The organism is Pseudomonas sp. TE21394 (assembly GCF_054057835.1).
Map to the genome: position 1 here is coordinate 2,384,738 of NZ_JBSRZR010000001.1, position 12,054 is coordinate 2,396,791.

At 65.0% G+C, this 12,054-nt stretch carries 8 protein-coding genes; 6 read left to right on the top strand and 2 right to left on the bottom strand.

What is annotated here, in order from left to right:
* The 3 genes from ACVWZT_RS11040 to trhA all read left to right on the top strand — a co-directional run bounded on the left by ACVWZT_RS11040 (position 1) and on the right by trhA (position 6,167).
* A complete protein-coding gene (locus tag ACVWZT_RS11040) occupies positions 1 to 4,953 on the top strand; it encodes an Hpt domain-containing protein (RefSeq protein ID WP_457469316.1) in 4,953 nt (1,650 codons plus the stop codon).
* Entirely contained in the window at positions 4,946 to 5,419 is a 474-nt protein-coding gene (locus ACVWZT_RS11045) for a chemotaxis protein CheW (protein ID WP_296235164.1), read from the top strand. Before ACVWZT_RS11040 ends, ACVWZT_RS11045 begins: the two co-directional genes overlap by 8 nt.
* A 130-nt stretch (positions 5,420 to 5,549) precedes the next feature.
* On the top strand, positions 5,550 to 6,167 hold the full coding sequence (trhA, locus tag ACVWZT_RS11050; protein WP_457469319.1) for a PAQR family membrane homeostasis protein TrhA: 618 nt from the start codon (positions 5,550 to 5,552) through the stop codon (positions 6,165 to 6,167).
* Here trhA and ACVWZT_RS11055 read toward each other — a convergent pair whose 3' ends face one another.
* Together ACVWZT_RS11055 and ACVWZT_RS11060 are read right to left on the bottom strand one after the other, a co-directional pair.
* Positions 6,168 to 6,887 carry a 16S rRNA (uracil(1498)-N(3))-methyltransferase gene (locus ACVWZT_RS11055; protein ID WP_296235165.1) on the bottom strand — a complete coding sequence of 240 codons (720 nt, stop codon included), beginning with the start codon at positions 6,885 to 6,887 and terminating at the stop codon, positions 6,168 to 6,170.
* 130 nt (positions 6,888 to 7,017) lie between these two features.
* On the bottom strand, positions 7,018 to 8,424 hold the full coding sequence (locus ACVWZT_RS11060) for an adenosylmethionine--8-amino-7-oxononanoate transaminase (protein WP_457469321.1): 1,407 nt from the start codon (positions 8,422 to 8,424) through the stop codon (positions 7,018 to 7,020).
* A gap of 270 nt (positions 8,425 to 8,694) precedes the next feature.
* On the opposite strand from ACVWZT_RS11060, the gene ACVWZT_RS11065 reads away from it, so the two are divergent.
* From ACVWZT_RS11065 to ACVWZT_RS11075, 3 genes are all read left to right on the top strand, one after another.
* Complete coding sequence (locus tag ACVWZT_RS11065; RefSeq protein WP_457469323.1) at positions 8,695 to 10,581, top strand: FAD-dependent oxidoreductase; 1,887 nt, start codon at positions 8,695 to 8,697, stop codon at positions 10,579 to 10,581.
* Positions 10,582 to 10,835: 254 nt separating this feature from the next.
* Entirely contained in the window at positions 10,836 to 11,387 is a 552-nt protein-coding gene (locus ACVWZT_RS11070) for a cytochrome b (protein WP_296235168.1), read from the top strand.
* A 35-nt stretch (positions 11,388 to 11,422) separates the two neighbouring features.
* A complete protein-coding gene (locus ACVWZT_RS11075) occupies positions 11,423 to 12,001 on the top strand; it encodes a YceI family protein (protein WP_170033162.1) in 579 nt (192 codons plus the stop codon).
* Positions 12,002 to 12,054: the final 53 nt, after the last annotated feature.

Here is a 12,054-nt window from a genome sequence, read left to right on the forward strand (position 1 = left end):
ATGGCCGTAGCCGCGATAAGCCCCGAACGCCACGACACCGTGGCACTGGCCTGGACCAAGGCCGCCATCCTCGACTGCCTGGCCCAGGCGCGCCAGGCGCTGGAGCGCTTTGCCGGCGAACCGGGCGACCTGTCGATGCTGGCCTTCGTGGTCGACAACCTGCACCAGGTGCACGGTTGCCTGCGCATGCTCGAACTGCGCGGCGCCACCCGCCTGGCCGAGGAGCTGGAACTGTTCGCCAAAGCCTTGGCCGAAGGCCAGGTCAGCCCCCGGGGGGATTGCCTGGGCGCCTTGTTCCGGGGCCTGGAGCAGCTGCCTTCGTATCTGGAACGCCTGCGCGGTGCCCGCCACGACCTGCCACTGGTCATGCTGCCATTGCTCAATCAGCTACGTGCCTGCCGTGGCGAGGAAGCGCTGGTCCAGGCCAACCTGATCAGTGGCGCGGCCCAACGTTTCGCCGGCGCCGACGACCTGGCCAACCTCGACCTGTCGCTGGGCAACTGGCGTGAACAGATGCAGGCCGGGGCGGGACGTGATGCCCTGCGCTCGGTAGTGACCGCGCTGTGTGACGACCTGATGCGCATCAAGGAACGCCTGGACCAGTTCGTGCGTGGCGACCGCCAGCACAGCGAACAGCTGGATGCATTGCTCGCCCCCCTGCGCCACGTGGCCGACACTTTGGCGGTACTGGGGTTCCAGCAGCCGCGCCGGGTGATCATCGACCAGGTGCTGGCGCTGCAGGCGCTGGCCCAGGGCGAACGAGCAGTGGATGACGCAGTGTTGATGGATGTGGCGGGCGCGCTGCTGTACGTCGAGGCCACGCTTAACGGCATGGTCGGGCCGCTGGAGGAAAACGGCCAGGGCGGCCTGCCGGGTTCGGACCTCGCTGAGATCCGCCAGCTGGTGTTGAACGAGGCACTGAACGTGCTGCAACAGGCCAAGGACCTGATCGGCGATTGCCTGGAGTCCGGTTGGCCGCGGCAACGCCTGCAACCTTTGCCGGGGCTGTTGCAGCAGGTTCGCGGGGCGCTGGCGATGTTGATGCTGCCAGCCGTGGCTGAGCTGTTCGAAGGCTGCGCCAGTTATGTACAACGCTGGCTGCAGCACCTGGAGGTGGAGCCGCCAGCCGATGAGCTGGCACACTTGGCCGAGGCCCTGAGCGCAGCCGAATGCTACCTGCAGTGGCGGGTGGCCGACCCATTGGCGGATGCCCAGCCGTTCATCGACATGGCCCGCGCCAGCCTGGCGACGCTGGGCGTGCAGTGCACGCAGGATGACACCAGCGCAAGCCGCGATGGCAGCGCTGATGGCATCGATGACGAGTTGCGCGAGGTATTTCTCGAAGAAGCCGGTGAACTGCTGCCGGAAATCGAGCGCCACTGGCTACGCTGGCGTGCCGACAATCAGCAACATGAGGCGCTGAAGGAAATGCGTCGCGCGCTGCATACACTCAAAGGCAGCGGCCGTATGGTGCATGCCGAGGCGGTAGCCGAGCTGGCCTGGGGCGCGGAACACTTGCTCAACCGGGTACTCGAGGGCCGCAGCGTGCTAAGCCCGGAGGGCGTGGTGGCGTTGCAGCGGGTGTTCGTCCACCTGCCCGACCTGCTGGCCGACTTCGCTGCTGGCCATCTGCCGCAACTGAGCGAAATCGAGCAACTGGCCGGGCACCTGCATGCGCTGGCGGAAAACGCTGCGCCGTTGGCAGCGGACCTGAGCGGCTTCGACCCGCAATTGCTGGGCATCTTTCGCAGTGAGGCGCAGGGCCACCTGGCCGGCCTGGATGCTTTCCTGCGCGATGCTGGCGACCACGACACGCCGGTCAGCGATGACCTCCAGCGCGCCCTGCACACGCTCAAGGGCAGCGCCGCCATGGCCGGGGTGATGCCAGTCGCCGAGCTGGCCACGGCCTTCGACCGCCTGGCGCGTGAATACAAGGGTCACCAGTTGCCGCTGCAAATGGCCGAGATCGAATGGCTGCAAGCCGCACGTGCGCTCTTCCAACAAGGCCTGGCCCAACTCGACAGCACGCCGCTGGCGGCCATCCCCGGTGCCGCCGAGCTGATCGAGCAGGTTGGCCAAGCGGTGGACGGGCGGCTGGCCAGCTTGCATGACGGCCCGCAGCATACGCGGCGCAGCAAGCGCGACCCACAGCTGGTCGCCAGCTTCCTGGCCCAGGCCATGGACATTCTGCTGGATGCCGAGTCGTCGCTTTCTCGCTGGCAGGAGCAACCCGGCCAGCGCGACGCGCTAGACACCCTGCTCGACCAGCTCACTACCCTGGGCCATGCTGCACACCTGGCCGACCTATGGCAGATGGACGATCTGTGCGAGGCCCTGCTCGACCTGTACGGTGCCGTGGAGGAGGGCAGCCTGCCCGCCGATGCGCGCTTCTTCGCCCAGGCCCAGCGGGCCCATGAAGCCCTGCTGGACATGCTCGACGAAGTGGCGGCGGGGCAGGACATCACGCCGCGCCCGGCGCTGGTCGACAGCCTGCGCAAGCTATTGGGCCAGGCCCTCGCGCCGGGGGCCACCGGCCTGGTCGGCATCGACACGGTCACGCCGCTGCACCCGGACATGGACCTGGCCGATAGCCTGGGCCTGGGGCTGGCGCACAACACTTTGCAGCCCACTGCAGCGGAGCCGCTGGTCGAAAAACCGGAAAGCCCTGGCGAAGAACTGCTGGAAGTCTTCCTCGAAGAAAGCTCGGATATCGTCGAGAGCGCCGCTGCAGCGCTGGCGCGTTGGCAGGCCGACCCGCGCAGCAGCGTCGAGGTGGACAACCTCATGCGCGACCTGCATACCCTCAAAGGTGTGGCGCGCATGGTCGAGATCGCGCCAATCGGCGACCTGGCCCACGAGCTGGAGTTCCTCTACGAGCTGCTGGCTGCCGGCCGCCTGCCGCCGAGCGCGCCTCTGTTCGCCCTGCTGCAGAACTGCCATGACCGCCTGGCGCACATGCTCGATGCCGTGCGCCTGGGCCAGCCGCTGCATGCAGCCACGGCGCTGATCGACTACATCCGCAACTTCAGCAGCGCGGCACTGACCGATAGCGCCGCGGGCCAGGGCCCGGTCGGCACTGCCGCCAGCGAGGCGCCGGCGGCGCTACCGGAGCGTGCGCCTGGCGACATGGTCAAGGTCGATGCCGAGCTGCTCGACGAGTTGGGCAACCTGGCCGGTGAACACTCAGTCATCCGCGGACGCATCGAGCAGCAGGTCAACGATGCCCAGTTCACCCTCAACGAGATGGAAACCACCCTCGAGCGTATGCGCGACCAGTTGCTGCGCCTGGACATCGAGACCCAGGGGCGGATTTCCAGCCGGCAGCAGATCGAAGGCGATGCCTATGACGACTTCGATCCGCTGGAGATGGACCGCCATTCGCAGCTGCAGCAGCTGTCGCGGGCCCTGTTCGAATCCGCCTCGGACTTGCTCGACCTCAAGGAAACCCTGGCCCAGCGTGCCCAGGAGGCCCACAGCTTGCTGCAACAGCAGGCGCGGGTGAACAGCCAGTTGCAGGAAGGCCTCACCGCCACCCTGATGGTGCCCTTCGAACGCCTGGTGCCGCGCTTGCAGCGTGTGGTGCGGCAGGTGGCCAGCGAGCTGGGCAAGCAGGTGGAACTGGTTGTCGGCAACGCCGAAGGCGAGCTGGACCGCAGCGTGCTCGAACGTATGGTGGCGCCGCTGGAGCACATGCTGCGCAATGCCGTCGACCACGGCCTGGAGAGCCGGGAAATGCGCTTGGCAGCCGGTAAGCCGGAGCAAGGCACCATCCACCTGAATCTGTTGCATGAAGGCGCTGACATCGTCATCGAAATGACCGACGACGGCGCCGGTGTGCCGCTGGAAGCGGTGCGACGCAAGGCCATCAAGCGCGGCCTGCTGGACCCGCAGGCGCATTTGAGCGATCACGAGATCCTGCAATTCATCCTGCGCCCAGGCTTTTCCACTGCGGAAAAGATTACTCAGATTTCCGGGCGTGGCCTGGGCATGGACGTGGTGCACGAAGAGGTCAAGCAACTGGGCGGCTCGATGAGCATCGAGTCGGCCCAGGGCAAAGGCGCGCGCTTCCTGATCCGCCTGCCGTTCACCGTGTCGGTCAACCGTGCGTTGATGGTGCATCTGGGCGAAGAGCAGTACGCCATTCCGCTGAACACCATCGAGGGCATTGTCCGCGTGCCGCCCGCTGAATTGGCGGCGTGCTACCAACTGGACACGCCGCGGTATGAATACGCCGGTCATGAATACGAGCTGCGTTACCTGGGCGAACTGTTGCAGGGCATGCCGCGCCCGGCCTTGCTGGGGCAAAGTGTGCCGCTGCCGGTGCTGCTGGTGCATTCCCAGGAACAATCGTTCGCGATCCAGGCGGACGCCCTGTCGCCCAGCCGCGAAATCGTGGTGAAGAGCCTGGGGCCGCAGTTTGCTGCGGTTGCCGGGTTGTCGGGGGCGACATTGCTGGGCGATGGCCGTGTGGTGCTGATTCTTGACCTGCTGGGCCAGTTGCGCGGCCAGCAGCGGCGCCTGGCGCGTCTGCCCGGTGGCGGTGCAGCCCAGCGCCAGGTGTTCGGGCCGGCACCACGGCGGGCTGTGCTGGTGATGGTGGTGGACGACTCGGTAACCGTGCGCAAGGTCACCAGCCGCCTGCTCGAGCGCCACGGCATGAGTGTGCTGACGGCCAAGGACGGGGTCGATGCCATGGCCCTGCTGGAAGAGCACCGCCCGGATGTGCTGCTGCTGGATATCGAGATGCCGCGCATGGACGGTTTCGAGGTTGCCACGCGCATTCGCCGTGACGAGCGGCTGAAAGACCTGCCGATCATCATGATCACCTCGCGCACCGGGCAGAAGCACCGCGACCGCGCCATGGCCATTGGCGTCAACGAATACCTTGGCAAGCCGTACCAGGAGTCGGTCCTGTTGCAGAGCATCGCCCAGTGGAGCCAGACCCATGCTTGAATTGATCGCCGGCCAGCGCAGCAGCCTGACCGGGTTGTTGCTGCCGCTGGGCGACCGCACCCTGGTGTTGCCCAATGTCGCGGTGGCCGAGTTGAGCGGCCAGCGCAACGTGCTGTGCCAGCGCGGCGAGCCGGCGTGGCACCTGGGCTGGATCGACTGGCGCCAGCAACGCCTGCCGCTGATCGGCTTCGAGGCCGCATGCGGTGGCGAAACGCCTTGCGGCGAGCGGGCGCGTGTGGTGGTGCTCAATGCCCTGGGCGATACCGGCCTGCGCTACCTGGCGCTGTTGCTGCAGGATATCCCGCGCTCGTGCAAGCTCGACAGCCAGCTCAACTACGTGGACGTAGCGCTGGGCCGGCTGGAGCTGGCAGCGGTACAGGTGGGTGAGCAGGTGGCGCGGGTGCCGGACCTGGTCGGGCTGGAGCGGCTGGTGCGTGACGCTGATCTGCAACCTGGCCTTGGTTAGGATGTGCAACCAAGCGTTGGGTCGTTTGGCTGATGCGGTCGTTGTAGGCGCGTCTGAGCCTGACGGGCCACGATAGGAACGGAACACACTGGCGCAGGAACCCAGCCCGCCGCAGGAGGTCTGTGTTTGCATGTACTACGGTGAACGCTTCAACGCCTGGACCCACCTGGTCGGTGCTGTCCTGGCCTGTATCGGTGCCATCTGGCTGATCGTGGCCGCGGGCCTGCAAGGCGACCCGTGGAAGATCGTCAGCTTTTCCATCTACGGCAGCACCCTGCTATTGCTGTACAGCATTTCCACGCTGTACCACAGCACCCGCGGACGGGCGAAGGTGATCATGCGCAAGCTCGATCACCTGTCGATCTACTTGCTGATCGCTGGCAGCTACACGCCGTTCTGCCTGGTCAGTTTGCGTGGCCCGTGGGGCTGGAGCCTGTTCGGTATCGTCTGGGGACTGGCGGTAATCGGCATGCTGCAGGAGATCAAGCCGCGCTCCGAAGCGCGCATCCTGTCGATCATCATCTATGCGCTGATGGGCTGGGTCGTGCTGGTGGCGGTGCAGCCGCTGCTGCATGCGCTGGGCACCGCCGGTTTCGCCTGGCTGGCCGCCGGCGGTGTGTTCTACACCGTCGGCATCATCTTCTTTGCTTTCGACAGCCGCTTCCGCCACTGGCACGGCATCTGGCACCTGTTCGTGATTGCCGGCAGCCTGATGCACTTCGTGGCGGTGTCGTTCTATGTGCGCTAGTCAGAAGTCGCCCCACAACTGCTGCGCCACCGACAGGGCCACCACGGGCGCGGTTTCGGTGCGCAGCACCCGTGGGCCGAGGCGCGCGGCATGGAAACCGGCGGCGTTGGCCCGGTCGACCTCTGCTTCGCTCAAGCCGCCTTCGGGGCCGATCAGGAAGGCCAGGGTGGCCGGCCTGGCATGGCTGGTGAGCGGCTCGGCAACCGGGTGCAGCACCAGTTTCAGGTCGGCCCTGGCGCTGTTCAGCCATTCGTCCAGGGTCACTGGTGGGTGAATGAGCGGCAAGGTCGAGCGGCCGCATTGCTCGCAGGCGCTGATCGCTACCTGGCGCCAGTGGGCCAGGCGCTTGTCGGCGCGCTCGTCCTTCAGCCGCACTTCGCAACGTTCGCTGACGATCGGGGTGATTTCTTTTACCCCCAGCTCGGTGGCCTTCTGGATCGCCCAGTCCATGCGCTCGCCGCGGGACAGCCCCTGGCCGAGGTGGACATGCAACGGTGAATCGGCCTGGCCTGCGAGGGCCTGGTCGAGGCTGACGCGTACGGTCTTCTTGCCCACTTCGAGCAACTGGCCACGGTACTCCTGACCGCTGCCGTCAAACAGCTGCACGGCGTCGCCGGGGGCCATGCGCAGCACGCGGCCGATGTAGTGGGCCTGGGCTTCGGGCAGGTCGTGCTCGCCGAGGCTCAGGGGGGCGTCGATGAAGAAGCGGGACAGTCTCATGGTTTAGCTCGGACGGAAAGGGATCATGTGACCCTGTGGGAGCGGGTTTACCCGCGAATGCGGCGGTGAGCCCGCTATCGCATTCGCGGGGTGAGCCCGCTCCCACAGGGTTAGATGGCAGGCTGTAGGGCTAGCCCGGGTCGCGGAAGTCGGGGTGGAAGTTGGCCGGTACCGCCACGCTGACGCTGTCGCGGGTGGCGATGTCGATACCTTCGCTGGCCACTTCTGCGAGGAAGTCGATCTGCTCCGGGGTGACAACATAAGGCGGCAGGAAATACACCACGCTGCCCAGCGGGCGCAGCAGGGCGCCACGGGTCAGGGCATGCTCGAACACCTTCAGGCCGCGTCGCTCCTGCCACGGGTAGGCGACCTTGCCAGCCTTTTCCTTGACCATCTCGATGGCCAGGGCCATGCCGGTCTGGCGGATTTCGGCGACATGGGCATGCTCGGCCAGGTGCGCGGTGGCGCTGGCCATGCGCGCAGCCAGGGCCTTGTTGGCTTCGATCACGTTGTCCTGTTCGAAGATGTCCAGCGTCGCCAGTGCCGCAGCACAGGCAAGCGGGTTGCCGGTATAGCTGTGCGAGTGGAGGAATGCGCGCAGGGTCGGGTAGTCGTCGTAGAACGCCTGGTAGACCTTGTCGGTGGTCAGGCAGGCGGCCAGCGGCAGATAGCCCCCGGTCAGGGCCTTGGACAGGCACAGGAAATCCGGGCGGATGCCGGCCTGCTCGCAGGCGAACATCGTGCCGGTACGGCCGAAGCCCACGGCGATCTCATCGTGGATAAGGTGCACGTCGTAGCGGTCGCAGGCCTCGCGCAGCAGCTTGAGGTACACCGGGTGGTACATGCGCATGCCGCCGGCGCCCTGGATCAACGGCTCGACGATTACCGCACTGATCGAGGCGTGGTGTTCGGCCAGGGTCTGCTCCATGGCCTGGAACATGTTGCGTGAATGCGCTTCCCAGCTCATGCCGTCGGGACGCAGGTAGCAATCGGGGCTGGGCACCTTGAGGGTATCGAGCAGCAGTGCCTTGTAGGTTTCGGTGAACAGCGGCACATCGCCGACCGACATGGCAGCGATGGTTTCGCCGTGGTAGCTATTGGTCAGGGTGACGAAGCGCTTTTTGCCTGGTTTGCCGACGTTCTGCCAATAGTGAAAGCTCATCTTCAGTGCCACTTCGATGCACGACGAACCGTTGTCGGCATAGAACACCCGGTCGAGCCCAGCCGGGGTCATGGCCACCAGGCGCTCGGACAGCTCGATCACCGGCTGGTGGCTGAAACCGGCCAGGATCACGTGCTCCAGCTGGTCGACCTGGTCCTTGATACGCTGGTTGATACGCGGGTTGGCATGGCCGAACACATTGACCCACCAGCTGCTCACCGCGTCCAGGTAACGCTTGCCTTCGAAGTCTTCCAGCCACACGCCTTCGCCGCGCCGGATCGGGATCAGCGGCAGCTGCTCGTGGTCTTTCATCTGGGTACAGGGGTGCCACAGGACCTTGAGGTCACGTTGCATCCACTGGTCATTGAGGCCCATCGGCACTTCTCCTGGCTTGCGGCTTGGTTCGACCGCGTAAGCCTAAGCAATGGCGCCGGGCAGGACAACCGCTGCGGTTCAATGGCGGTGGGGGCCGCCACCTTCGAGCGTACCGGTGACCGCGCTACCGGCAAAAAAGTCATCTGGCAAAAGCACTTGATGTCGCTGTGCTGGCAGGGCCGGCGGACCTGACGTATTCTTAACGCATCTCTCTCGGGGCATTCCTGCCTCTACTCGTTACTGTAACCCCCTGACTCGGAGTTCGCCGACATGGCTGCTGCTTGGGTGCGCCTGTGCGCGTTGGTATTGATTGGTGTGTCCAGCGGCGCCGCGCTGGCAAAGGACAAGACACCCTCGGCGATCGTCGTGGGTGGCGGCCTGGCGGGCCTCACGGCTGCCTATGAGCTACAGAACAAGGGTTGGCAGGTTACGCTGCTGGAAGCCAAGCCAGGCATGGGTGGGCGCTCGGGCCTGGCCACCAGCGAGTGGATCGGCAATGCCAAGGCGCAGCCGGTGCTCAACCAGTACCTTGACCGTTTCAAGCTTGAAACACTGCCGGCACCTGAGTTCGTGCGTACCCCCGGCTACCTGATCGACGGCGAGTATTTCAGTGCCGCCGACCTGGTCAGCAAGCAGCCGGCCACTGCCGAGGCACTCAAGCGCTACGAGAAAACCCTTGATGACCTGGCCCGGTCGATTGACGACCCGCTGAACCCGCAGGCCACCAGCACGCTGTTCGCTCTCGACCAGATCAACGTTTCCACCTGGCTGGACAAGCTACAGCTACCGGCCACCGCCCGTCAGCTGATCAACCAGCAGATCCGTACCCGCTACGATGAACCGTCGCGCCTGTCGCTGCTGTACTTCGCCCAGCAGAACCGCGTTTACCGTGGCGTCAGCGACCGTGACCTGCGCGCTGCACGCCTGCCGGGTGGCAGCCCGGTGCTGGCCCAGGCCTTCGTCAAGCAGCTGAAGACCATCAAGACCAGCTCGCCGGTGACGGCCATCGTCCAGGACAAGGACGGCGTCACGGTCAAGGTTGGCAGCGTCGGTTACCAGGCGGATTACCTGGTGATGGCCGTGCCGCTGCGCGCGCTGGCCAAGATCCAGATGACCCCGAGCCTGGACAGCCAGCACCTGGCGGCGGTCAAGGGCACCAATTATGGCTGGCGCGACCAGCTGATGCTGAAGTTCAAGAAGCCGGTCTGGGAAAGCCGCGCGCGCATGTCGGGTGAAATCTTCAGCAATGCGGGCTTGGGCATGCTGTGGATCGAGCCAGCGCTCAAGGGTGGTGCCAACGTGGTGATCAACCTTTCGGGCGACAATGCCCGCCTGCTGCAGGCGTTCGGCGACAAGCAGATGGTCGACCAGGTGCTGATCCGCCTGCATGCGTTCTATCCGCAGGCCCGCGGCTCGTTCACCGGCTACGAGGTCAAGCGCTACAGCACCGACGCCGGTACCGGCGGCGCCTACCTGGCTTATGGGCCCGGGCAGATCAGCAAGTACTGGCGCTTGTGGGAGCGCCCGGTGCAGCGCATCACCTTTGCCGGTGAGCACACCGATGCCCTCTACCCGGGCACCCTGGAAGGTGCCCTGCGCAGTGGTCAGCGCGCGGCGAACCAGGTCCAGGACCTGCTGGCGGGCAAGTCGTTCGATCCGGCCAAGGCGGCACCTGTGGCAGCAGCTGCAGCGGCAGGCACCGGGGCGGCCAAGCAGAGCAAGGGCGGGTTCTTCTCCAATATGTTCGGCGGTGCTGCCGACAAGGGCGACAAGGGCGACAAGGACTACAAGGACGACAAGGACGACAAAGCCCCTGCCAAAGCCGAGCCGAAAAAGCCCGAAGAGGCCAAGCAGGACAAGCCGGGCTTCTTCTCGCGCCTGTTCGGTGCGGCGGATAAGCCTGAAGTGAAGGACGAGCCGGTTGCCAAGGCCGAGGAGGTGGCACCTGCGCCAGCGCCGCAAGCCGCGCCAACCCCGGTTGCGCCAACGCCTGTGGCCAAGGAAGCGGTGGCCAAGCCTGCTGCGCCCCAAGCGGTACCTGCCAAGCATGCCCCGGTGCACAAGCCGGCTCACAAGCCAGCCGAGACCCGGAAGGCAACAGCCAAGTCCGAGCCGGCCAAGAAAGCTGTGGCCAATACCCAGGCCAAGGCTGGTTGATGGCATGCCAGTGCCGGACGCATCACAGGTCCGGCACGGTTCTGGTAAACAGTGGCGCCCCTGCGGGAGCGGTTTCCCCCGCGAAAGCGCCGGCGCTGGCAAGCAGCAACGCCCCGGCTATCGTTAATGTTTCCTTAATAGGAATGTTTCAGAATACCTATCGGATTTGTCGATAATCCAGAGCAATTTTTTCCGCTTTTCTTCGATACGTTACGCGTTAGTCTGTGCACAACTTTCACGGGGAACACGTCAACATGCAACTGCGCAACTCACCTTCTCGCTACGGCGTAGTCAGCGTCGTCCTGCACTGGGGCGTGGCTCTGGCAGTCTTCGGCCTGTTCGGCCTGGGCCTGTGGATGGTCGGCCTCGACTACTACAGCCCTTGGCGCAAGGCTGGCCCGGACCTGCACAAGAGCATCGGCCTGGTACTGCTGGCGGTGATGCTGCTGCGGGTGGTCTGGCGTTTCATCAGCCCGCCGCCACCGGCACCGGCCAATCACGGCGCACTCACCCGCCTTGCCGCCAAGCTGGGCCATTTGGCACTGTACATCGGGCTGTTCGCGGTAATGATCGCCGGTTACCTGATTTCCACCGCCGATGGCGTCGGTATTCCGGTATTTGGCCTGTTCGAAGTGCCAGCACTGGTCAGCGACCTGCCGGACCAGGCAGACCTGGCTGGCGCGATTCATCTATGGCTGGCCTGGGGCCTGGTGATCTTTGCCTCGCTGCATGCCTTGGCAGCCCTCAAGCACCATTTCATCGACCGTGACGCGACCCTGACCCGCATGCTGGGCCGCAAAGCTTGACTCTCAACCTCAATTGCATAGGAAGGAAATTAAGGATGTTGAAAAAGACTTTTGCCGCTCTGGCGCTCGGTACCGCACTGATCTCCGCTGGCCAGGCCATGGCGGCCGAGTACAAGATCGACAAGGAAGGCCAGCACGCCTTCGTCGACTGGAAGATCAGCCACCTGGGCTACAGCTTCATCCACGGTACCTTCAAGGACTTCGACGGTAACTTCACCTGGGACAGTGCCAAGCCTGAAGCCAGCAAGATCAACGTCGACCTGAAAACCGCCAGCCTGTGGTCGAACCACGCCGAGCGTGACAAGCACATTGCCAGCGCCGACTTCCTCGACGTGAAGAAATACCCGCAAGCCAAGTTCGTCTCCACCAGCGTCAAGCCGACGGGTGACAAGACTGCTGACGTGACCGGTGACCTGACCCTGCATGGCGTGACCAAGCCGGTGACCTTCAAGGCCACCTTCAACGGCGAAGGCAAGGACCCATGGGGTGGCGAGCGTGCCGGTTTCAACGCCACCACCACGCTGAACCTGAACGACTTCGGTATCAAAGGGCCGGGCGCTACTTCGCAGACCCTGGACCTGGATATCAGTCTCGAAGGTGTCAAGCAGAAGTGATTCAGACCTGCTGAATACCGAGGGGCCGCAAAGCGGCCCCTCGGTATTTCCAT

Coding starts and splice junctions, on each gene's coding strand:
- ACVWZT_RS11040 (WP_457469316.1), top strand. CDS start 1: ATGGCCGTAGCCGCGATAAGCCCCGAACGCCACGACACCGTGGCACTG.
- ACVWZT_RS11045 (WP_296235164.1), top strand. CDS start 4,946: ATGCTTGAATTGATCGCCGGCCAGCGCAGCAGCCTGACCGGGTTGTTG.
- trhA (WP_457469319.1), top strand. CDS start 5,550: ATGTACTACGGTGAACGCTTCAACGCCTGGACCCACCTGGTCGGTGCT.
- ACVWZT_RS11055 (WP_296235165.1), bottom strand. CDS start 6,887: ATGAGACTGTCCCGCTTCTTCATCGACGCCCCCCTGAGCCTCGGCGAG.
- ACVWZT_RS11060 (WP_457469321.1), bottom strand. CDS start 8,424: ATGGGCCTCAATGACCAGTGGATGCAACGTGACCTCAAGGTCCTGTGG.
- ACVWZT_RS11065 (WP_457469323.1), top strand. CDS start 8,695: ATGGCTGCTGCTTGGGTGCGCCTGTGCGCGTTGGTATTGATTGGTGTG.
- ACVWZT_RS11070 (WP_296235168.1), top strand. CDS start 10,836: ATGCAACTGCGCAACTCACCTTCTCGCTACGGCGTAGTCAGCGTCGTC.
- ACVWZT_RS11075 (WP_170033162.1), top strand. CDS start 11,423: ATGTTGAAAAAGACTTTTGCCGCTCTGGCGCTCGGTACCGCACTGATC.